24 protein-coding genes are annotated in these 21960 nt (G+C 29.2%); 18 read left to right on the top strand and 6 right to left on the bottom strand.

What is annotated here, in order from left to right; all coding sequences use genetic code 11:
- The first annotated feature begins 75 nt into the window (after positions 1–75).
- The 6 genes from TVTCOM_RS07910 (at position 76) to TVTCOM_RS07935 (ending at position 3904) form a co-directional block, all read left to right on the top strand.
- Positions 76–612, top strand: coding sequence for a YcxB family protein (locus TVTCOM_RS07910; RefSeq protein ID WP_434799293.1), 537 nt, complete (start codon positions 76–78; stop codon positions 610–612).
- A gap of 47 nt (positions 613–659) precedes the next feature.
- Positions 660–839 (top strand): hypothetical protein, encoded by a 180-nt coding sequence (locus TVTCOM_RS07915; protein ID WP_434799294.1) that lies wholly within the window; start codon positions 660–662, stop codon positions 837–839.
- Between the two features lie 68 nt (positions 840–907).
- Positions 908–1537 carry a CPBP family intramembrane glutamic endopeptidase gene (locus tag TVTCOM_RS07920; protein WP_434799295.1) on the top strand — a complete coding sequence of 210 codons (630 nt, stop codon included), beginning with the start codon at positions 908–910 and terminating at the stop codon, positions 1535–1537.
- Between the two features lie 127 nt (positions 1538–1664).
- Positions 1665–1832 carry a hypothetical protein gene (locus tag TVTCOM_RS07925; protein ID WP_434799296.1) on the top strand — a complete coding sequence of 56 codons (168 nt, stop codon included), beginning with the start codon at positions 1665–1667 and terminating at the stop codon, positions 1830–1832.
- Positions 1833–1972: 140 nt separating this feature from the next.
- A complete protein-coding gene (locus TVTCOM_RS07930) occupies positions 1973–2431 on the top strand; it encodes a hypothetical protein (RefSeq protein ID WP_434799297.1) in 459 nt (152 codons plus the stop codon).
- Positions 2432–2644: 213 nt separating this feature from the next.
- A complete protein-coding gene (locus tag TVTCOM_RS07935) occupies positions 2645–3904 on the top strand; it encodes a hypothetical protein (RefSeq protein WP_434799298.1) in 1260 nt (419 codons plus the stop codon).
- A 64-nt stretch (positions 3905–3968) separates the two neighbouring features.
- Here the strand turns inward: TVTCOM_RS07935 and TVTCOM_RS07940 are convergent, their stop codons facing one another.
- Both TVTCOM_RS07940 and TVTCOM_RS07945 read right to left on the bottom strand, forming a co-directional pair.
- Entirely contained in the window at positions 3969–4820 is an 852-nt protein-coding gene (locus TVTCOM_RS07940) for an AraC family transcriptional regulator (RefSeq protein ID WP_434799299.1), read from the bottom strand.
- Between the two features lie 124 nt (positions 4821–4944).
- Positions 4945–5427: a DUF2975 domain-containing protein gene (locus tag TVTCOM_RS07945; protein WP_434799300.1), complete on the bottom strand. Its 483-nt coding sequence runs from the start codon at positions 5425–5427 to the stop codon at positions 4945–4947.
- Positions 5428–5643: 216 nt separating this feature from the next.
- On the opposite strand from TVTCOM_RS07945, the gene TVTCOM_RS07950 reads away from it, so the two are divergent.
- On the top strand, positions 5644–6774 hold the full coding sequence (locus TVTCOM_RS07950) for a DUF2812 domain-containing protein (RefSeq protein ID WP_434799301.1): 1131 nt from the start codon (positions 5644–5646) through the stop codon (positions 6772–6774).
- A gap of 113 nt (positions 6775–6887) precedes the next feature.
- Here TVTCOM_RS07950 and TVTCOM_RS07955 read toward each other — a convergent pair whose 3' ends face one another.
- On the bottom strand, positions 6888–7541 hold the full coding sequence (locus tag TVTCOM_RS07955; protein WP_434799302.1) for a flavodoxin family protein: 654 nt from the start codon (positions 7539–7541) through the stop codon (positions 6888–6890).
- Between the two features lie 144 nt (positions 7542–7685).
- Between TVTCOM_RS07955 and TVTCOM_RS07960 the strand changes: the two genes are divergently transcribed.
- From TVTCOM_RS07960 to TVTCOM_RS07995, 8 genes are all read left to right on the top strand, one after another.
- Complete coding sequence (locus TVTCOM_RS07960; RefSeq protein WP_434799303.1) at positions 7686–8063, top strand: winged helix-turn-helix transcriptional regulator; 378 nt, start codon at positions 7686–7688, stop codon at positions 8061–8063.
- A gap of 140 nt (positions 8064–8203) precedes the next feature.
- Entirely contained in the window at positions 8204–8551 is a 348-nt protein-coding gene (locus TVTCOM_RS07965; RefSeq protein ID WP_434799304.1) for a TIGR04076 family protein, read from the top strand.
- A gap of 88 nt (positions 8552–8639) precedes the next feature.
- Positions 8640–9230, top strand: coding sequence for a hypothetical protein (locus TVTCOM_RS07970; RefSeq protein WP_434799305.1), 591 nt, complete (start codon positions 8640–8642; stop codon positions 9228–9230).
- Positions 9231–9424: 194 nt separating this feature from the next.
- On the top strand, positions 9425–11116 hold the full coding sequence (locus TVTCOM_RS07975; RefSeq protein WP_434799306.1) for an amidohydrolase: 1692 nt from the start codon (positions 9425–9427) through the stop codon (positions 11114–11116).
- Between the two features lie 146 nt (positions 11117–11262).
- Positions 11263–12060, top strand: coding sequence for a hypothetical protein (locus tag TVTCOM_RS07980; protein ID WP_434799307.1), 798 nt, complete (start codon positions 11263–11265; stop codon positions 12058–12060).
- Positions 12032–12445, top strand: coding sequence for a hypothetical protein (locus tag TVTCOM_RS07985; RefSeq protein WP_434799308.1), 414 nt, complete (start codon positions 12032–12034; stop codon positions 12443–12445). Before TVTCOM_RS07980 ends, TVTCOM_RS07985 begins: the two co-directional genes overlap by 29 nt.
- Before the next feature lie 377 nt (positions 12446–12822).
- Positions 12823–13839, top strand: coding sequence for a hypothetical protein (locus tag TVTCOM_RS07990; RefSeq protein WP_434799309.1), 1017 nt, complete (start codon positions 12823–12825; stop codon positions 13837–13839).
- On the top strand, positions 13811–14002 hold the full coding sequence (locus TVTCOM_RS07995) for a hypothetical protein (RefSeq protein WP_434799310.1): 192 nt from the start codon (positions 13811–13813) through the stop codon (positions 14000–14002). The genes TVTCOM_RS07990 and TVTCOM_RS07995 overlap by 29 nt, the downstream gene beginning before the upstream one ends.
- A gap of 175 nt (positions 14003–14177) precedes the next feature.
- Here TVTCOM_RS07995 and TVTCOM_RS08000 read toward each other — a convergent pair whose 3' ends face one another.
- Entirely contained in the window at positions 14178–15083 is a 906-nt protein-coding gene (locus TVTCOM_RS08000; protein WP_434799311.1) for a LysR substrate-binding domain-containing protein, read from the bottom strand.
- A 247-nt stretch (positions 15084–15330) separates the two neighbouring features.
- On the opposite strand from TVTCOM_RS08000, the gene cooS reads away from it, so the two are divergent.
- Both cooS and TVTCOM_RS08010 read left to right on the top strand, forming a co-directional pair.
- Positions 15331–17250: an anaerobic carbon-monoxide dehydrogenase catalytic subunit gene (cooS, locus tag TVTCOM_RS08005; RefSeq protein ID WP_434799312.1), complete on the top strand. Its 1920-nt coding sequence runs from the start codon at positions 15331–15333 to the stop codon at positions 17248–17250.
- Positions 17251–17279: 29 nt separating this feature from the next.
- Positions 17280–18050 carry an AAA family ATPase gene (locus TVTCOM_RS08010; RefSeq protein ID WP_434799313.1) on the top strand — a complete coding sequence of 257 codons (771 nt, stop codon included), beginning with the start codon at positions 17280–17282 and terminating at the stop codon, positions 18048–18050.
- Between the two features lie 223 nt (positions 18051–18273).
- On the opposite strand, the gene TVTCOM_RS08015 is transcribed toward TVTCOM_RS08010, so the two are convergent.
- Positions 18274–18894, bottom strand: coding sequence for a hypothetical protein (locus tag TVTCOM_RS08015; protein WP_434799314.1), 621 nt, complete (start codon positions 18892–18894; stop codon positions 18274–18276).
- A gap of 318 nt (positions 18895–19212) precedes the next feature.
- Positions 19213–20811 carry a peptide chain release factor 3 gene (locus TVTCOM_RS08020; protein ID WP_434799315.1) on the bottom strand — a complete coding sequence of 533 codons (1599 nt, stop codon included), beginning with the start codon at positions 20809–20811 and terminating at the stop codon, positions 19213–19215.
- 190 nt (positions 20812–21001) lie between these two features.
- Here TVTCOM_RS08020 and TVTCOM_RS08025 point away from each other — a divergent pair, with 190 nt between their 5' ends.
- Positions 21002–21892: a metallophosphoesterase gene (locus TVTCOM_RS08025; protein ID WP_434799316.1), complete on the top strand. Its 891-nt coding sequence runs from the start codon at positions 21002–21004 to the stop codon at positions 21890–21892.
- Positions 21893–21960: the final 68 nt, after the last annotated feature.

Raw genomic sequence — 21960 nt, forward strand, 5'->3', positions numbered from 1 at the left:
GCCACTGGGGTAGGGTTCTTGGCATTTTATGCCAAGAACTTGTTATTATATAATAAAGCAGAAAGGGGGGGAAACATGAATTATAGCAAACTATTTACAGTAAAAACTACTATGGCAAAGGAGGATTACCGTAAGTTTTTATACATATCAACATTTTTAAAAAGTAAAATGATGATTATATTTATGATTTTTTTTACTGCTTTCATATCAGGTCTAATTTTTTATAGTGAAAATCAATTTGATTTAATAGGATTTATATATTATTGGATTATATTAATGATTGTAGTAATTTTAATTACAATATTAAAAATCGAAATAAAATTTAGACGAATAATAGAAACTGATAAAACAGGATCATTGGGTTCACAAGAAGTACTAGACTTTTACGAAGATTTTTTAATAGTAAAAAGTAAAGTATTTGAAGGGGAAATAAAAGTTAAATATGCTCAGTTTTATGAAGTATTTGAGTCAAAGGATTATTTTATAACTTATTTCAATGCCAATAAGGCAACCCTAATAAGAAAAAAAGATATGGAAAGTGAAGTTATTCATAGTTTAAGGTCTTTATATAAACAAAACCTTACAAACAAATATAAAAAAGTAAATATATAAATGTTATATATTTAAATAATTAAAAATAAATCTTAGGGGTGATTTATGTGAAACAATACGAATATAGAATAGAGCAAATTCAGATTGAATTAAAAAGTGTTTTTATAACTGATAAGAGTCAATATAATAAGGATATTAGTGAAAAATTAAATGCACTTGGTAAAGAAGGATGGGAATTAGCAGGTGTAGATGGTAAGTGGTTTTATTTCAAGAGAGAAATACTATAGTTCTAACATTCAAAAATATTACAATCCATAAATTACAATTTATAGGGGTAATAATGGGGGGATAAAAGTTGGAAGATTGTAGAGAAAAAAGCATAAAAAAAATTATTGTATTGTTAGTTTTTCTTCAATTATTATTATTTACAATAGAACAATGTTTTTTTATATTTTTCAAGAGAACTGATTATTTTGATAGTATGGTAACTATGTTTGGGATGATAGTTATTACAATTTTGTTTATAATATTCACAAGAAAGAAGAATATATCCCTTTCAATATTACCTAATAAATTTGGTATGTTTTATATACTTATAACAATTATTGCAACAATTTTATTAATAGCTACACCATCTAATTTTACTGGTGGAATTCAGCCCATAACATTACTCGTTTATGGCAGTATAGTAACACCAGTTTTTGAAGAATTAATATTTAGGGGATATGTTTGGAATAAACTTAATACCATATTTTTAAAAGAATGGAAAACCTATATTGTTTGCACTTTACTATTTGCACTTTGGCATATTGGTTATATTAGTTCCATTGCCTTTCGTGTAGAAAATGGACTTGCAAAAGTTATGATATGGAAAGTGATAACAGGGTTATGTTTTGGAATTATTTTAGGTGCTGTTAGGCTAAAAGCCAAAAATACTTACTCAACCATATTGTTGCATGGAGTACTGAATATATTTGGGAGATAATTACTACATTTCAAATATTAAGTTAATAAATTCCAATTTATAGAGCCTATTTGGTGAACAATAGTTATATATTATGCAATAGTAATTTTATATTTATTAAGTAAGAATTTGGATAGGGGGAGTTTATATGGATAATAATATTGCTCGCAAACTCTGGTTCTTTGCTGCTATTTGCTTTATAATAGCAGGAATAGCAGGTAAAAATACAGGATTCACAATATTAGGATGTGCATATATTTGTATTGGTTTTTCTAAAAAAAAGAAAACTAGAGATAATGATAAAGTAGAAAAGTAATGTTTAAAATAGGTTTGTGTATGAACAATTTTAATATATTATGCAATAAATTATAACATATAGATTAAACTTAAAACAGGAATTTGTAAATTAGATTATTTAAATATAATGTAAAGAAACAAATATTTATGGAGAATAAAATGAAGTCAAAACTAATACTTAGTACATATGATGGAACAATGAAAAAACTCAATATTAATCAAAAATATACTAATAGTAAAGTAGAATTTAATATTAAGTATTATGATGAAAAGGATAGAGTAATTAAAGCATTAATTATTTTTAAAGGCGTTATTGCTATTGATTTTGAAATAAATTATTTTAATAATTCTATAGGCTCAGAATTATTTGGGTTTTATGAAATTTTTGATACTACAGCTAAAATAAATATGATTGAAAAAATATTTAATAATCGTTTAGAAGGATATTTATACCATGGTGATTATGATTATGAACCTAAAGATGAAAATGATATGTTAAATTACAAAGAAGAATTAAATGAAGTGGTAAAAGAAATAGATAAATATAAACTATATCAACAACAAACAGAAGGTGGGATTTTCTATATATTAGCATCCAGTTATGAAATTTGTTTATAGGTTATATACTATTGTATTTGCAATAAAGATAAAATAGCTTTACAAAACTTTTCACTTATAATATCAATATATGATAAAAAATATATAAAAACTAAGTAAATGATAGGTCTACACAAAAATGTGTAGCCCTTTTAACTTTATGGTATAATACCTAAGTATAAATAATATGAAAAGTAACTTTATTAATGCAAATAAAATCTAGAGGTGGAAGACATGAGTAACTTTGATAATGATATATACGAGTTTGATAATGATATACACGAGTTTAATGAAATAGATGCTCACAAGAAATTAAAAGATGCAAAAGAATTTCTTTGTGGAGAGGATGCAAATCAAAGTTTTGAGGAATTTTTGATTTTGTGTAAAATGTCAGCACTTCAAAACAATGGTCACAGCCAATATATAATGGGTATTTTTTATGAAGATGGTATGGAAGGACTGGAGAAATATTTTCAAATAAAAATAGAAGCTGATGAAAAATATTATAAAATGAAAAATAATAAAAAAGCCTTAGAGTGGTATAAAAAATCAGCTAATCAAGGATACAAAGATGCACAATACGCCCTTGGAAATATGTACTTTAAAGGAATTGGTATTGAAAAGGATTATAAAAAAGCACTTTATTGGTTCAAAAACTCTAAGACAGAGTTTGCTTGTTTTTATGTGGGATATATATATGAAAATGGCATAGGTGTAACTCAAGATTATGAAACGGCACTTAAGTGGTATGAAAAATCTGCAAACCTTGGAAATTCCAATGCTGCCTACAATTTAGGTGTTATGTATAAAATGGGGCAAGGTAGTGAGATAGATTATAAAAAGTCCATAGAATGGTATGAAAAATCAGGTGAGCAAAATAATAAAAATGCTCTTTGTAATTTGGCAATGATGTATAGATATGGTGAAGGTGTAGAAATAGATTATAAAAAATCTATGGATCTTTATGAAAAAGCTGCCAAGGAGGGAAGCGAAGTGGCCATGTATCAACTTGGATATATGTATAATCAAGGCATAGGCATAGATGTGGACTTCCAACAAGCTAAAATATGGTATGAAAAATCTGCAAACTTAGGATATTCTGATGCTCAGTGTAATTTAGGATATATTTATCAAGAGGGCTTAGGAATAGAGAAAAACTACGAAGAAGCAGTGAAGTGGTATGAAAAAGCCATAGAACAAAATGAATCTATTGCAAAAAGTAATTTGGCAGAAATGTATATTTTCGGTCATGGAGTAGAAGCAGACCCACAAAAAGCTTTAGCTCTTTATGAAGATGCCCTAAATGATGCCAGAGAAATAGACGATGAAGAAGAAATATCCATAGTTTTATTTAATATAGCTGAAATTTATGAAAGAGGCTATGGTATGGAAGTTGATTTAGAGAAAGCTAAGGCCTTATATGAGGAGTCTGCTGAGTATGGGTTAGAAGAAGCAAAGAATAGACTTTATAATTTGAAAAATCAAATAAAATAATAGTAAAGAAGCTCTTTCATTATTAAACATGAGAGAGCTTTATTTTACTTACTAGAATATGAAATTATTTATTTCTGACAGGTAGCCATACTTCAAACTTACCGTTTTCTGTGCTTTCATCTAAATATACTTCAATATTTATACATTCAGCAAACTCATATCCTGAAGTTGGCATCCATTCTGTTAAAACTCTTTTTTCCAGGTCTTGTATAGACTGAGGCATTGGACCTTGGTTTGCAAATACTGCAAAAGTGCATGGAGGAACTATATATTCACACATTCCCTCAGGTGCAGGTTTGTCAGTTGCTACAGCTATATAATATTTCCAGTCTTTTTCCTCTCCATTACAAGCATTTAGGCCAAGTACTCCATATGAATTTTCATCACATAATGATAATATTTCTTGAAGTTTTCCGTTTTTAGTTGATTCTTGCCATAGTTTTGGCACCTCGATAAGATTTTCATCGAAATTATTAGTTAATTTTGTGTGTACTCCTACCACTCTGAAAGCTTCTTTTTTTACTAATTTAAATTCCATTTCTTCCACTCCTTTAATAGTTATTTTAAAACTTATGGGAGAGTATGACTTGAGGCAAGTTCCTTCCTTTTGGGCAGTTGATGGACATATGTGATGAACTTTTTTGAAAGCTCTGTTAAAAGCAGTAGGGGAATCATATCCGTATTTCAATGATACATCTATGACTTTTTCTCCATTTTGCAGATCTACGGCTGCCTTTGTCATTTTTCTATTTCTTATATATTCTGATAATGTTACACCAGCTATATAGGAAAACATTCTTTGAAAATGATAAGTGGAGCAGCAGGCAAGTTTTGCTGCTTTTTCATATTCTATATCTCCTTCAAGGTTATCCTCAATGTATTCAATTGATTCATTTAGTTTATCTAACCATTCCATAACATCTCTCCTTACAACTACAAGTATAGTGGTTTCCTATTTTAAAAACCTCTCATATATTGCACAAATAAGAGAGGTTTTTAAAGTTATTCTTTTAATAAATGATATTAAGATTTACCTTATATTAAATAGTTAAATCATTATCGTTTTTTATCTCTAAAGCATCTATCAATAGTTTTTGAAGAATACTTGCAAAAGTTGCGATTACTATAGAAGCGAAGGTAGGCACCATTCCCATTAATATAATACCAGGAGCATCTGTTTTATCTGCCCATACATATAGGAAAGGCATAATTAAAAAATATAAAATACTTATGGATAAAGCACAATGTTTTATATTTTTTAAAGCAATTACAGAGTAATTGGAAAAAGCTTTACTCTTATCAATGTAATTTAAAAGTTTCACAGTGTTAAATAAAGCCAAGTAAAATGGTACACCTGTTAAAAGTAATAATGCTACTATGGGATATAGTACATGAGCACGGTAAGGTGTACTTGCCTGACTAGATATCCAAGGTATGGCAAATATGTATAATCCAATAACTAAAATTCCAATTAAATAAACAACTAATCTTAAAAAAGCTGTTGATTTTCTTTTAACTTTCACAAAAACACCTCTCTAAATTTATTATAGTTTTATTTTAATACATTATTTACTGAAAAACAATAAAAAATTATTGGGAAACAATTAAGATTGTTATTTAAATACATCGTTATAGTTATGGGTGTAAATTTAAAACCTAATGAGATAAGTAAAAGAATTTGCAAAAAACAATATCATAAACTACTATTAAAATATGTCTAAGAAATGCAAGGGGGAATTATGAAGTTAGGGTCAAATAAAGTAGTAAAAATTAATGCATTTGGCTTGCTAGATACAGAAAGTCTAGAAGCATATTTAAGCAAAATGGCACTAGAAGGATGGATGATAAGTAAAGTTAGCAAAACTTCTTTAACATTTAAAAAAATAGATTCTAAAGTTATAAGATTTTTTGTAGATATTACAGATAAAGATTTATTAGGGGACAATTATATCCCTACTAAAGATTATATAGATTCTACTAAAGAAGAAAACTTAGAACATGTTTGTGGCAATGAGAAGTTTCAAATATTTATAAATAGGGGAACTAAAAAAAGGATAGATAAGAAGAAACTTAAATTTAACAAAGTGTTTACAGAAGAGTTCGGAATCATAACCAATATATTTATAGTATTAATGCCTTTTTTACTTGGTAATTCAATGTTTGGAGAATCTTTTATAAATTTTATAAGTAGTAATTTTTTAATCATTTGGATAATAGCAGGAGCTATAGTTATATTATTTAATTTGCTTATTATAATATTGAAACTTATAAAGTATAAGAGAATAATGAAAGAAGATAATCATAGTTTTGATGAAGTAACACATTATAAGCCACATTATTTATTAAATAAATATGTTAATTTTACAGGTATACTATTTGTTATATTTACTATTATAAGTACAATCGGCTTTACATTTGATGACGGTAAAAACATTTCAAAAGGTGAAATGCCTTTATCCTTAGATGATTTTAATATAGATATTCAAGAAATAAGAGAGTGTACTCAGGTAAGATCTTCATCACCTTTTGCAAAGTATGTTGATTATTATGATTATATAGGTAATGAAGAATCTGAAGAAGGTTCATCTACTTTGTCATATTCAATATTTGAGAGTAAGTACCAGAAGATTATGGATAAGGCAGTGTATTCTATTCTAAAAGAGTCTAATGAGTATGAAGTAAGGTGCAAAAAATTAGCTGATAAAGAGGAGTTAAAAAACTGGGGAGCAAAGGAAGTTTATGAAGTAGATCTTATTTATGATAGGATAATTGTTTATGATGATAAGATTATAACTATTAGCAGTAGTTTAGATTATAATAAGAAAAATATAGATATAATTAAAAGTAAAATTCTTAATTATGATAAGTGACAATAGTAAATTTCATATAAACTAGCATTTTAATAAGATTAAAAAGAAGATAAATCTCCTTCGAAATATAAAGCTTAATTAGAATATTTCAAAGGAGTTATTTACTTAGTATATTACTTTATTAAGCTTACACCTAGGTCAAATGCTTTTTGGCAATCTATAGGAAATTGCACTTTTCTATGTGCTGCTTTTGATTCTTCAGAAAAGGCACTAGATTCATATTTTGAGTAATCGTCAAATTGGTAAGTATTATTTGAATGCATAACTAATGGTTTTGTAAACATACGTCCAATAAGAGATTCAATGTGGTCGAATGTTTTTAAATAACCAATTTGATCCATTAATTCTTCTGGAACATTCATTGTATAAATAAATGCTGTTGGCATCTTCTTTGGTGCAATAGTAGAATAGTTTTTATCATACACTAAATAGGGAAATAACAGTCTTTCTAAAAATGACTGTAATTGACCTGTTATAGTTCCAAAATATATTGGAGAACCAAAGATAAGGCCATCAGCTTGAGATACCTTTTCTAAAACTTCTTTAATATCGTCTTTTACTGCACATTTTCCATAGCTTGCACTGTTAAGTCTTTTGCAGGCAAAGCAACTTTTACATCCAGTATAGTTTAAATCGTATAAATTAATGATTTCAGTTTCAATTTCTTTACTTTTTACTGATTCTTTTACTCCATCTAAAGCTTTTTCAAGTAATGTAGCTGTATTTTTATTTTTTCTCGGACTTCCGTTAATAGCATAAACTTTCATAGCAGCACCCCTTTTTATTTATAGTATTTTATTTTTAATATTTCTATTATAATAAATATAGCAGACGGTTATAATTATACAAGTACGTATTTTTTTCTGCTTTAGTATAAAAAGTATACTATTGAATTTAAAGGAGTTATAATTATGAATAATGATACAAATTGTAATTTGAAATTTTCTAGTGATAATGTATATGAGACAAAATGTCCCCTTATATATGCATTAGAGATTATTGGTCAAAAGTGGAAGCTGCCTATTTTGTGGTACTTATTTGCCAATGAGTTTACTAGATATAATGAATTAAAACGAAAAGTTAAAGGTATTAGTAATATGATGCTTACAAAATCTTTAAAAGAATTAGAAGAAGAGGGCCTTGTTGTAAGAATTCAATATGAAACCATTCCTCCTAAAGTTGAATATGCTCTAACAGATAGAGGAAAAGCACTACTTCCCACATTGAATGAATTATCTAGATGGGGTGAAGAACAACTTAAACTTCATAAATCCAAATCAGATTTGTAAACACTTATTATTTAATTTAATAGGCAATTTTAATATTAGTGTGAAATAAAAGTATTTTGATATGGTAGAGATAAATAGGAATTTGTAGCGGAGATTATTTATAAACAATGAAAAAATAAATTTGGGATTGGAGGTTTATCATGAAAAAATGGTATGATGAGGAGTATGAATGGGAGATCCAGGTAATAGGGTTTCTGCGTGGTGACAGCACAGAGCATTATTGCCGAAATGGCGAGGAAATTGGAGATAAGTATACCTGTACCTATGGCTGTCCTGTTAATGCTGATGGACAGGGTATCTGCTCCAAATCCATGATGATTATGTTTCCAATAATGGAGGCTGTCAGAAGTGGTGGAGATTTAGAAAATATCGGCGGAACTAGTAAATATAGCAAAGACATTGTATGTCCAGATGGTTGCGTCATGTTCAGGCTTACGGCAAAAAAACTTGGGAATGAGAATTTTTATAAAGGAAAGTTTTTTGAGTAATTTTGATTTTTATTGTCAAATTAAATAAAAAAGATAAAAGTGAGGATAATAAATTTAAACACATAGTTAAAATGGAGGGTAAATTAAGATGAAAAAACTTGTGACACTAGCTTTATCTTTATTATTTGTTTTTGGTGCAGTAGCTTGTAACAATAGAAACAATATAACAACAGAAAATGCAGGAACAACAGGAGATGCAACAGACACTATAGATCAAGCTTATTACAATACTTATACAGGATTGTATGATAAAAATCTAGGAAAAATTACATCAGAAGATATGTTTAGTAGTAATGTGGATTCTGCAGAACGTATTTATAGAGGAGCAGAATATCCAGGCAATAGACAATATTTAACTGATGTGAAAAAAGCTTATAAAGATAGAAAAGAAAAAATGCAAGCATTTATTGATGGACTAAAAAAGGATACAAAAACAGAAGATGCTGAATTGAAAAAAATGAATGAAAGTTTAATTGCAGAAGGTGAAAAATTAATACAAGATATAGATGCTAAAATTGAAAAACTTGATAAAATTACAGGCGATGATTATAACAAATCAGAAGATGATTTTATCAAATTAGTAGATAATATAGTTAATGCTGATGATACTGTAACAAATAAATTTAGTGATATGTTAAAAAATATGGATAAGAGATTAGGCATAGATAGAACTAAATAGCAAGTAAAGTAATTACAATGACTTGCTTAAAGATAATACGAAAGATTAATAATTAATTAAAAACAAGGTATATAATAAAAGAAGGTGGTAACAAAAAAGTTACTACCTTTTTTTATTTATAACTTACGTATATAATAAGGTAATATAAACAATATGAAAAGAGAAGTGTGGTAAATAAAAAGAGGTGAAATAATTTGAAATATGCAACTACCGTAATAAAAAACGCAAAAATACATACTATAGATAATCAAAATTCCATCAAAGAAGCTATGGCTATCAATGATGATAAGATAATATATGTGGGAAGTAATGAAGGAGTAGAAAAATATATCAATAAAGAAAGTAAAATTATAGATGCCAATAACAATATGATACTACCTGGATTTATAGATAGTCATATACATCCACCAGGAACTGCCTTGGTTGAACTTTATGAAGTATCTTTGTATGGACTGCACTCAGTTGAAGAATATAAGAAAACCATAAGAGAATTTATAAAAAACAACCCTCATGCGAAAGCTGTACATGGGAGAGGCTGGTCCTTAGGAGCATTTGAAGGAGAAGAGTTGGCAAAAGGACCTAAGAAAGAACATTTAGATGAAGTATCAAAGGAATTACCCATAATTTTGAGAGCTTATGATGGACATACTCTATGGATAAACTCCAAGGCTATGGAAGTTTTTAATATAAATGAAAACACACCTTGCCCAGAAGGTGGAAAAATAGAAATAAACAATGAGACAAATGAACTTTGGGGCACTTTAAAAGAGACTGCAACACAACTGGTAAGAGAAGATGATTATACAGATGAAGAATATGCAAATGCTTTTGAACTGTTCCAAGAGAAAATGCATGAATATGGAATCACCAGCATTCTTGCCATGTCAGGATTAAACTGGGGCATAATGCCAGAGGTATATAAGGAGCTATATAATAAGAATAAATTAAATATGAGAATATCAAATAGTGTTATCATATATGGTGAAGAACATTGGAAAGCTCAAGGAGATAAGATTAAAAAAATTAAGGAAGATTACGATTGTGACTACTTTAAAACAACTACCATAAAACTTCTAGGAGATGGAGTGGTGGAAGGTTCAACTGCCTATTTACTAGAACCATATGAAGTAGGTGCCAAGAGAGGTGACAATTATTATGGAGAATTCTTGTGGAATGATGAAGATTTAATAAACTGCATAAAATACGCCAATGATAATAATTTTTCCATACATGTTCATTCTGTGGGAGATGGCTCAACTAGAAAAGTTCTAGATGCCATTGAAAAAACTTATGAACTAAGTGGAAAATTTGACGTTAATTTTAGAAACACCATAACACATTTACAATTAGTAGATAAAAATGACATCAAAAGATTCAAAGATTTAAATGTTATAGCAGCTTTGCAACCATATTGGCATCTAAAAGGACCAAAGTGGTGGGAAGAGGTTGATTATAAATTAGTGGGAGATAGAGCAGAGGAAGAATACCCTCTGAAGTCATTCTTAAATGAAGGCGTAATCATAACTTCATCATCAGATCACTCAGTAACCCCGGTTCCAAATCCTTTTTATGCAATAGAAGCTGGTGTAACTAGAAATCTATACAATCATAAATACTTTGGTGTTGATGATATTACAGACATGGACGACGAAAGATATTTGTTAAATAAAAATGAACGAGGAACTGTGGAAGACTTGGTTAGAAGTTTTACTATAAATGGAGCGTATCAGATTTTTAGAGAAAATGAAGTTGGTAGTCTGGAAGTTGGTAAGTATGCTGATTTTATAATAATTGACAGGGATATTTTTAGTGTTAATCCTGTTGATATTGAAAATACTAAGGTGTTGAAAACTTTCTTTAATGGTAAGTTGGTGTATGAGAGATAGGTAAAAGAATTATATTGTAGACAAACAATAGAAATAAATAATTTTACCAAATAAAAGGGAAAAGAGAATTTCAAACTAATTATTAATATAAGTATCAAATAGATCTATAAAAAAATCTAAGTAAAATAATTAGTGATATAAAGAAGGTGATTAAAATACAAAATAACATATATACAACTAACTTAAATTCAGTTGGACTAAGTCAAACATCTAAAGGAGTACTTCTTAAGTGGAATGACAAAGATAACTACTACAAAAGCGGATCTCTACATTATGGTATATTTAATAAAGTACAACCAATCGTTGAATGTATCTGCTCACAAATAAGAGAAAAACTTGGATTTAGTGGAGTGGATTACAAATTAACGGCCATAGAAAGTAAGGGGTGTGAAGATTTTGATGCACAGAATATTCTTTGTTGTGTAAGTGAAAACTTCTTACATGAAGATGAGATATTAGTTACTTTTGGAAGGCATTACAAATCATTCAAAGAAAAAATAACATACGACCATATAATAAATGAATTTAAAGAATTTGAAGAAGAAATTAATCAAACGTTAATATTAGATTTTATAGTTAATAATATAGACAGACATTTTAATAATTTTGGATACATAGTAAATGGCAAAAAAAGATATTGCCCTATTTTCGATAATGGTCTTAGCTTATATTCAGATTTAAATTTAGAAGAAATAAAAAATATTAATAAAAATAAATATATGATGAAAAGGTTTGATAAAAGTAAACCTTTTGAAAAGAAACATATGAGTCAAATTAAACTTATACAGAATCTTCCTAAAATAAATTTAGAGAATGACAATGAGGATTTTTTAAATATTATAAAATCATATGAAGATAATTTAGGAAAAGAAAGAGTTAATGCAATGTGTAATTTAGTAGAGGAGAGATTAAATTATGTTAGAAAAATTTACTCTAATGTGTAAAGACGTAGAAGTTGGAATAATTGAATATGATACTAAAAAAGAAAAATTTTCTTTTACATTAAATGAAAACATTGATAATATAAAGTATCTGCCACCTATACTTTATGATTATACAAACCTTTCACTAAATTATAAACCAGAGCATGAAAATGTATTGTGGTGGGTAGAGGATAGAGTAATGCCGCCTGATAGAGATGCAGTTGACCATATTCTTGATTTGATGGGCATTCCTTGCTATGATGCTTGGGAAATTTGTAAAGCTAATAAGGGTATGAGTTTAGAGGATTATTGGTGGTTAAGAGAAAGTGATGAGAAGTACGAAGAGTGTCATATTAGGTATTTAATTGAGAGCGGTAAGCAGACTTATTTCGGAAGACCTGTGTAGATTAGATAATATTGAAGCTAGTAATTATACTAGCTTTTATTTTGCCTAGAATCCATTTGTTTTTATCTATATTATCTTAAATTTTAAATATAAATCCTAAGAAATTATTAGGTTAGCATCAATATCACCTAAATTACTGCGACGAGAACTTGGTGGTGCAGTACTTGATGTTTTTTGTCAAGGACTTGCTAGGCTTGAAACCGCCAAAGTTGAAATTATTGAGAAGCGGGCTAGAAGTGAGCAAATTGAGTTATTCCTTGCCAAACTTAAAAAAGTGGCAGAGGAGTAAAAGTTAAGTGATTTTTCGTGAAATGGTGGCTTTGATTTTCATACCAGTCATATAATATATTAATGGAATTTATTGGAGAATTAGTTTTATGAATGAATTTGAGATAGCATTACCTACTGAAACATCTATAATTGTTGATGTTACTGATAAGTCGTATTATAACTATGATTTTCAATCATACTCTTTAGTTCCTCTACAGCAAGCTGCAGGATTGACAGTAGCTGAGAACATAAAGAAAGGTTTGTTTTCACATATTTCAGAGGCGAGTTTAATCGAAAAATTAGCAAATAAAGGTGATACCGAATATGTTGCAAATTTTTCGGATTATGCAAAAGAAAAATTAAAGTCTGGTGAGTGGTATTTAGGGATTAGAAAAAAGACTGGCGAAACCTATGCGGTAATTAAAGATACTGCTACGGGTAAAAATAAAAGTTATGTAAACCTTGATGCTCGGACAGTTAAAGATTTAGGCAACTTGCCCGAACTTTCAGCTATACAAGGACAACTAGCAGCAATAACGGAACAAATCGAAGACCTCAATCGTCTAGTAGAACGTGTTGAACAAGGCCAATATAATGATAGATATGCAGGTTTTTTTAGTGCAAGACAGCTTGTTGTTGAAGGGTTAGCTGCTAATGATGAGAAACTAAGGAAAGAACTGCTTACATCTGCAATTAAAACGAACAATGATACTATTGCTAAGTTGATGTTTGCAATTCATCAAGATGCTAATGATTTTATTGATATAAAAACAAAATCCAAGGATGCTCGTAGAATCGATAATCTGTTACAAAATTCTATCGGATATTTGAATTCATCAGTTCAGCTGAATCTTGTGGCGTATACAGCTATGGGTGAAGAACAACCCCTATTAGCTACATTGACGAATTATCAGTCTTTTGTAGAGCAAACACTACTTAAAGAAATTGGTGATACAGGTAGAACTGTTGCTTGGAAAATCGATAATGCACATAAAGGTTCTGACGGCAAATTCAACGAAATTTCAAGTGATGTTTCTAGTAAGATAACCCAACTAGTTGAAAATGTAAAAAATACTCAAATAGGAGCTGAAGAACATGAAAGAATCGAAACAGAAGATTTGTAAGATTCCAGGATGTAATAAAGAAGTCTATGATTCAAAGTTGTTATTTTGTGGTGAGCACGAACGCGCCTTTCAAGAATTTAAAAAAATAGCAGGAGCTGTTGGTGGAGTAGGAATGGCAGCACTAGCATTTATTGCTAAAAGCATTACGAATAAAAAATCCTAATAATTTACGTATGATATTCTTCCAAATGTGAAAGGCATAAATCAACAACTTAATATCAAAATTTTTATCTAATATTAAAAAGTCGAAAACATATATCAAATATATTTTCGACTTTTTAAATTTATTTTGTTATACGCACAAATTATTTTACATGCTCTATAAATCATAAATCTTCTTATAATATATGTAATATTTTAGAGTCATTAGATGGTACTTGATCTAATATAAATTTTTTAAATAACTGTATATTTTTATTATCCTTAGCATTTTTCTTAGTAATCATATAAATATCCCAAGTAAATGATTTATCTTTGAAAGGAATATAATTAATCTTACATGATTTAGTATGAGCATAATCAATACTTATACCAATGCCTTCATTCCTCTTGCTCAAATCATGAATAAGTATCATTTCATCAGTTTGAGTATCTATAATTGGATCAAATTTGTTTTCTAAACATTTTATTAGGTAGTTATGATGAAGTTTAGATTTGTTACTATTTAGAATGATTTTTTCATTCTTTAAATCTTTAAAGTCAATTTCTTTTTTATTGCTTAGATGATGTTTTTTGTTAACAATAGCATAAAGACTTTCGGATTTTACAAAATTATAATCAAATTTATTATTATCAAAATAATCAATAGCAAAACCTAAATCAATTTCATCATTTAAGACTGCTTCTTCACAATCAAAGTCAGTATATCCTTTTAGGCTAAGCATTATATTAGGATAAAGGTTGTTAAACTCCTCCATAATATTGCTTGGTAAAGCATTGAGAACTCCATAAGAAAGTCCAATTTTCAAGTAATCATTATCTTCCATTGCCATTTGTTTTATACCTTCAGTTAAAATGTCGAACTGATAAACTATAGTTGTTGCTTTATTTTTTAAGTATTCCCCATATTTTGTAAGCTCATTACCTGTAGTATTTCTATAAAAAAGTTCAACATTAATTTCTTTTTCTAAATTACTTATAGCTTTGCTTAATCCTTGTTGAGATATGTAGAGATTCTTAGCTGCTTTAGAAAAACTGCCATCCTTACAGATTTGTAAAAAGTATTTTAACGTTTTTATATCCATTTGATTCAACCCCTTAATATAATCAATTAAAATATTATTTGAAATGATTTCAATAAAATTATAACATTGTTAAAAGCTTGGCACAATTTAAAAAAAGTCAATTAACTAAAAGTTGTATATTATACAACTAAGCTGTGTTATTCAACAGACTGCTATTTTGCTACAATTCTAAGTGAAAGTTAAGGAAGTTAAAAATCATAAATTAATATTATCACAAGTTAATAGAATTATATAAAGGAGTGGGGAAATGGATAAAAAATTAATGACTATTGACTTAAGTAGCCGTGTATTACTAGACAAAGCTGAAAAAGATGGAGTAGAAACAATCTATGACAGAAAATTATCAATGAAAGCACAATGTGGATTTGGTCTTCAAGGAGTTTGCTGTAGAAACTGTGCAATGGGTCCATGTAGAATAAGTGCAAAAACACCAAGGGGATTATGTGGAGCAGATGAACATACAATAGTAGGTAGAAACTTTGCGAGAATGTGTGCAGGAGGAACTGCAGCTCACTCTGACCATGCAAGGGATATAGCTCATACAATGGCACTAACTAGCAGAGATGGAAATTATAAAATAAGAGAAGAAGAAAAACTAATAGCATTAGCTAATGAATGGGGAGTAAAAACAGAAAATAGAGATATATATGATATAGCTCATGAAGTTGCAAATGTAGCATTGATGGAGTTTGGGAAACCATTTGGAGTATCAATATTCTTAAAAAATGCACCAGAAAAAAGACAAAAAATATGGAAAGATTTAGGTATAGAACCAAGAGCCATAGATAGAGAGATAGCTACTGTAATGCATTCAACTCATGTGGGATGTGCTGCAGATATAGATAGTTTAATAAATTTATCATTAAGAACATCAATGGCAGATGGATGGCAAGGTTCAATGATAGGAACAAAATTTAGTGATATATTATTTGGAACTCCAATGCCAGTTGAGACAGAAGCAAATTTAGGAGTACTTGAAGAAAACCAAGTAAATATAATACTTCATGGTCATGAACCTTCATTATCAGAAATGATAGTTTTAGCATCACAAGACCAAGAGTTATTAGCTTTAGCAAAAGAAATGGGAGCAGAGGGCATAAACGTATCAGGGATGTGCTGTACAGGTAATGAAATAACAATGAGACATGGTGTAAAAGTGGCAGGAGACTTCCATCAACAAGAACTTGCAGTAATAACTGGGGCAGTAGAAGCTATGATAGTTGATGTTCAATGTATATTCCCAGCTCTTGCAAGGGTTGCTGATTGCTATTATACAAAATTCATAACAACATCTCAAAAAGCAAAAATAACAGGCTCAACATTTATGGAATTTAAAGAAGAAAATGCATATGAAGATGCATTAAAAATAGTAAAAGAAGCAGTACTTAACTACAAAAATAGAAATAGAGCAAATGTACTTATACCAGACTTTAAATCAAAAGCAACAGTTGGTTATAGTGTAGATGCAATAATAAATCAATTAGATAAAGTAGTAAATTCTCAAATAGATGAAACAGGAACAGTAAAACCATTAGTGGATTGCTTAAAATCAGGAGCTATAAGAGGTATAGTTGGAGTTGTTGGATGTAGTAATGCCAGAGTACCTTCAAATAATTCTCATATAACTGTAATGAAAGAATTAATCAAAAATGATATCTTAGTAGTTTCCACAGGATGTGCAGCTCAAGCAGCAGCTAAAAATGGACTTATGGATAAAGAAGAAGGAAAGAAAATGGCAGGTAAAGGTCTTGCAACAGTATGTGGATTAGTTGATATACCACCAGTACTTCATATGGGTTCATGTGTTGACTGTAGCCGTATATTAGATGTAGCTTCAGCATTAGCTAATTATACAGGTTTAGATATATGTGATTTACCAATAGCAGGATCAGCACCAGAATGGATGTCAGAAAAAGCTGTTGCCATAGGTACTTATATTGTATCAAGTGGTATAGATACATATTTAGGAATAATGCCACCTGTAGGCGGTTCATCAAAAGCTGTTGAAATACTTTGTGATGGATTAAAAGAACAAGTAGGAGCATCATTTACAGTTAATGAAAATCCAGAAGAATTAGTTAAAATAATTATCAATGATATAGAAGAGAAACGTAAACATTTTGAAGAAGTATATGAAGCAAAATTAAATGAAAATGTAAATGCATAAATATAATTACAAAGGATGAATAATATTAAATGAAAATAGCAATAACAGGTAAAGGTGGAGTAGGAAAAACTACATTCTCTTCCATATTATCTAGAATGTTTGCAGAAGATGGATATAGAGTAGTAGCTGTAGATGCAGATCCTGATGCTAATTTAGCAGCAGCTTTAGGATTTACAAAAGAGGTTTATGAATCAATAGTGCCTATAGCAGATATGAAAGATGTTATATCAGATAGGACAGCATCTCAAAGTGGTACATTTAATAAAATGTTTAAATTAAATCCTAAAGTAGACGATATTCCAGAAAAATATTGCAAAGAACATAATGGTGTAAGATTGCTTACTTTAGGTAGTGTGGATTACGGTGGTTCAGGATGCGTATGTCCAGAGCATGTACTACTTAAGAGGTTATGTTCTCACTTGATACTTCAAAACAAAGATGTAGTTGTAATGGATATGGAAGCAGGAATAGAACATTTAGGAAGAGGTACAGCTCAAGGAGTTGATGCTTTCATAGTTGTAGTAGAACCAGGGGAGAGAAGTATTCAGACATATCGAAAAGTTAAGCAACTTGGAGGAGACATAGGAGTAAGAAAAGTATTTGTTGTTGGAAATAAGATAAGAAATAATGAAGATGAAGAATTTATAAAATCTAACTTAGAAGATGGAGATTTATTAGGATTTATTAACTATAACCAAGAGGTAATAAATTCTGATAGAAATAATAAATCCCCCTATGATGAGAGTTCATATACTAGGAAACAAGTTAACTTAATAAAAAATAAGTTATTAAGTTTATAAAAATTAGCCATATTCAAATTTTAAGTATATATTAAATCGGGACTGTAGGTAGATTTGTGTAAAAATAAATCTACTTATAGTCCCTTTTTCACTCACAATATAAAAATAGATTGATGTTGCATTATAACAATATCTATCCATTTTTATATCATGGATTCTAGTAGTAGCATTCCATAGGAAAAGTTAAAATAGAAATGTTATTGGAGGTTGCCTAGACAAGTTATCATAGGTTCCACTTACCAGATTTTATATGATTATTGAGTGGTTTCAAACTCAAATAATTGCCTAGACCTATATCTCTGTGTCCATATTTAGTACGACTTAATTTTCCATTTTTTAAGCAGATTGTAGAAATTTCTTCATAACCCATATGAGCCGACATGCAAATTACTCCTTTATGTCCAGGATAGTTTACTAACATTGTATGTCCGTAGCCAAATTGTCCCACTTTAACAGCCTTACCACTTTTATATTTGTAAACATATGCAGTTACATCAGCCTCACAAGTACCATATGGAAGTATCATTTCAGCTTTATTATCTCCATCCATATCTACGAAATAAACACCATCAAATAGGTATTTTCTTGATGTATTTAGTAAAACATTTACATAAGCTTTCGTCATGGATGATGTCATTTTGATTTCGCTGGAATCTGACTTTGTACTTTTTATTTTTTTTGCATATTTTTCTGCAGTTGTATAATCATGTTTATTGTAGGCACTTAACATGTTAGTTACATTAGACGAATCAGATGCGTAGGAAGTTACTGGTTGCTTAATATATATCCCAGAAAAAATCAGTGCCATTACTAATACCATAATTATTTTTTTTAAGTTTTTCATTTTTTCATATCCCCTTTGTATACTTTTTATATAAATGAAATTTTTTTGAATGTCCTATTGTATGGTTTGCTTATTGTATAGACTATTTTATTAGAGTAGTTTTTGCTAACTGTGCCATAGGTACTATTAGATATGTAATGTTTTGTGTTGGAATTTATGCAATATTTATAAAAGTTTTTTCTTACACTTACTATTATATAAAAAAAGATGATATTTATAACAAAAAAATAGAAGTACTGATGCATTTTTATATAATATAATATACAATTAATCCCCCTTACGTTTAAAATAGACGTAAGAGGGATTAAAATTAATTTTTTATAAAGAAGTTTCTCTTAAAACTAAACCTTCATTTCTTTCAGCCATAGTTCTAACAGACCATTCATTAGCGAATAATACTACTGGATTTCTATCTTTATCTTCAACTAGTAATGTATCCATTGGCATTGAAAGCTTACCAAATTTAGAAAGATCATTTTCAATCCAACGTACATGAGAGTAAGGTAGTGAGTTCATTAGTATATCAACACCGTATTCTTGTTTTAGACGATATTCTAAAACTTCAAACTGAAGAACACCAACAACACCTACGATAAGTTCTTCCATACCCCAGTTAGGTTGTCTATATACCTGTATAGTACCTTCTTCCGCTAATTGAGTAAGACCTTTTACGAATTGTTTTCTTTTAAGAGCATTTTTTGTAGATATTCTCATAAAGTGTTCAGGAGCAAATTGTGGTATACCAGTGTATTGTAAATTTGATTGTTTTTCACTTAATGTATCACCAATATTAAATATTCCTGGGTCATGTATACCTATAATGTCACCTGGATAAGCTGTATCAATTATAACACGGTCTTGCGCAACGAACTGTTGAGGTTGAGAAAGCTTAACCTTTTTACCTCTTTGTACATGATTTACTGTCATACCCTTTTCAAATTTACCAGAGCAAATTCTAAGGAATGCAATTCTATCTCTATGATTTTTATCCATATTAGCTTGAATTTTAAATATAAATCCTGAGAAATTATCAGAGTTAGGATCAATTTCACCTAAATTACTGTTACGAGCACTTGGTGGTGCTGTTATTTCTAAGAATGACTCTAAGAAAGGCTCTACACCAAAGTTAGTAAGGGCACTTCCGAAGAATACTGGCGTTAATTCACCATTTAATATTGTATCTAAGTCAAAATTATCTCCAGCAATATCTAAAAGTTCAATATCTTCTAGTAGTTTTTCATGAAGAGCATTACCTAATAAATCATTAAATTTCTCATCAGATGGATCTCCAGTTATACAATTAGCAATAGATTGTCCATGGTTACCATCATCAAATACTTCAACTTGATTTTTATGACGGTTAAACACACCTTTGAATTCTTTACCAGAACCGATTGGCCAGTTTACTGGACAAGAGCGAATTCCTAGAACATTTTCAATATCTTCTAGTAGTTCAAATGGATCCTTTCCTTGACGGTCCATTTTATTGATAAAAGTGAAAATTGGAATTCCTCTCATTTTACAAACATGGAATAATTTCTTTGTTTGATCCTCAACCCCTTTAGCAGAGTCAATAACCATTACTGCAGAGTCTGCAGCCATAAGAGTTCTATAAGTGTCTTCACTGAAATCTTGATGCCCTGGAGTATCAAGAATATTTATACAAAAGTTATCATATTCAAACTGAAGAACACTTGATGCAACAGATATACCTCTTTGTTTTTCAATTTCCATCCAGTCAGAAACTGCATGTTTTTGAGATCTTCTTGATTTAACTGATCCAGCTTCACGAATAGCTCCTCCATATAATAGAAACTTTTCAGTTAATGTAGTTTTTCCTGCATCGGGATGGGAAATGATTGCAAAGGTTCTTCTTCTTTTAACCTCATTAATCAAACTTAAATTTTGTTCTGTCATTTTTTATCATCCTTTATTTATTTTAATTTTATGATTATTCAAATATAAAAAATATATTTATTAGTAGTTTTAAAATACAAAAAACTACAATCCTAATTGATATTATAACTTTAATCAGAAACTGTCAATATAGAAATAGAGGAAAAATACATGTATAATGAAGTTAAACACTATATTAGGGGGATAAAAATTGAATTCAGATAATTTTAAAATAAATCTATATCTTAGAGATGCAATTATAAACAAAAAAAGAACAGCTATTATTATTTTAATCTTATTAATAGGAAGTTGTTTATTTTTATATTATGAAAATAACCATATAGTAATCTCAAAATACAGTTATACCAACGAGAAAGTACCATCAAGTTTTGAAAATTTAAAGATACTGCAAATCTCAGATTTTCACAATGCTGAGTTTGGAAAAAATCAAAATATAGCTATAAAAAACATAAGACAATGTGAACCAGATATAATAGTTATCACTGGCGACTTGATTGATAGAAGAAAATATGATTTAGAAAAATCCATGAATTTAGTTAAACAAATAGTAAATGTTGCACCAGTTTATTATGTATCTGGTAATCATGAAGCATGGTCCGGGCATTATGATGAAGTAAAAAAAGCTTTATTAAATGAAAATGTTAAAGTTTTAGATAATGATAGTGTAGAGATACAAAAAGGTAAGGATTCTATTACTCTGATGGGTGTAAAAGATCCTGATTTTTTAACTTCTAATTATATTGATGGTACAAATTATAGTGAATTAGAGAAATACTTAGATTCTGTAAGTAAGGACAATAAATTTGAAATTTTACTTAGTCATAGACCTGAACTTATGTGGCTTTATAAGAAATACAACATAGATTTAGTTTTCACTGGTCATGTTCATGGTGGGCAAATTAGACTTCCTTTTGTTGGAGGTATTATTGGACCAGATCAAGGGTTTTTCCCTAAATACGATGCAGGGAAGTTTGTAGAGGGAGATACTACTATGATTTTAAGTCGTGGACTTGGAAACAGTGTATTTCCTTTTAGGATTTTCAATCCACCAGAGCTTGTGTTAGTGGAGCTTGGTAAGTAGGAGATGAGTAGTGTAAAAACTTTTTATACTTAACCATACAATAGATTATATTTTATGGGAATAATATA

Source organism: Terrisporobacter vanillatitrophus, assembly GCF_051148895.1.
In the GTDB taxonomy this organism is placed as follows: Bacteria; Bacillota; Clostridia; order Peptostreptococcales; family Peptostreptococcaceae; genus Terrisporobacter; species Terrisporobacter vanillatitrophus.

What these genes read in the sequence shown, in the direction of transcription:
- TVTCOM_RS07955 (WP_434799302.1), bottom strand. Translation starts at nt 7,541, where the DNA reads ATGAAAGTTTATGCTATTAACGGAAGTCCGAGAAAAAATAAAAATACA.
- cooS (WP_434799312.1), top strand. Translation starts at nt 15,331, where the DNA reads ATGGATAAAAAATTAATGACTATTGACTTAAGTAGCCGTGTATTACTA.
- TVTCOM_RS07985 (WP_434799308.1), top strand. Translation starts at nt 12,032, where the DNA reads ATGTTAGAAAAATTTACTCTAATGTGTAAAGACGTAGAAGTTGGAATA.
- TVTCOM_RS07935 (WP_434799298.1), top strand. Translation starts at nt 2,645, where the DNA reads ATGAGTAACTTTGATAATGATATATACGAGTTTGATAATGATATACAC.
- TVTCOM_RS07995 (WP_434799310.1), top strand. Translation starts at nt 13,811, where the DNA reads ATGAAAGAATCGAAACAGAAGATTTGTAAGATTCCAGGATGTAATAAA.
- TVTCOM_RS07925 (WP_434799296.1), top strand. Translation starts at nt 1,665, where the DNA reads ATGGATAATAATATTGCTCGCAAACTCTGGTTCTTTGCTGCTATTTGC.
- TVTCOM_RS07910 (WP_434799293.1), top strand. Translation starts at nt 76, where the DNA reads ATGAATTATAGCAAACTATTTACAGTAAAAACTACTATGGCAAAGGAG.
- TVTCOM_RS07950 (WP_434799301.1), top strand. Translation starts at nt 5,644, where the DNA reads ATGAAGTTAGGGTCAAATAAAGTAGTAAAAATTAATGCATTTGGCTTG.
- TVTCOM_RS07990 (WP_434799309.1), top strand. Translation starts at nt 12,823, where the DNA reads ATGAATGAATTTGAGATAGCATTACCTACTGAAACATCTATAATTGTT.
- TVTCOM_RS07930 (WP_434799297.1), top strand. Translation starts at nt 1,973, where the DNA reads ATGAAGTCAAAACTAATACTTAGTACATATGATGGAACAATGAAAAAA.
- TVTCOM_RS08020 (WP_434799315.1), bottom strand. Translation starts at nt 20,811, where the DNA reads ATGACAGAACAAAATTTAAGTTTGATTAATGAGGTTAAAAGAAGAAGA.
- TVTCOM_RS07965 (WP_434799304.1), top strand. Translation starts at nt 8,204, where the DNA reads ATGAAAAAATGGTATGATGAGGAGTATGAATGGGAGATCCAGGTAATA.
- TVTCOM_RS07960 (WP_434799303.1), top strand. Translation starts at nt 7,686, where the DNA reads ATGAATAATGATACAAATTGTAATTTGAAATTTTCTAGTGATAATGTA.
- TVTCOM_RS08015 (WP_434799314.1), bottom strand. Translation starts at nt 18,894, where the DNA reads ATGAAAAACTTAAAAAAAATAATTATGGTATTAGTAATGGCACTGATT.
- TVTCOM_RS08010 (WP_434799313.1), top strand. Translation starts at nt 17,280, where the DNA reads ATGAAAATAGCAATAACAGGTAAAGGTGGAGTAGGAAAAACTACATTC.
- TVTCOM_RS07940 (WP_434799299.1), bottom strand. Translation starts at nt 4,820, where the DNA reads ATGGAATGGTTAGATAAACTAAATGAATCAATTGAATACATTGAGGAT.
- TVTCOM_RS07970 (WP_434799305.1), top strand. Translation starts at nt 8,640, where the DNA reads ATGAAAAAACTTGTGACACTAGCTTTATCTTTATTATTTGTTTTTGGT.
- TVTCOM_RS08000 (WP_434799311.1), bottom strand. Translation starts at nt 15,083, where the DNA reads ATGGATATAAAAACGTTAAAATACTTTTTACAAATCTGTAAGGATGGC.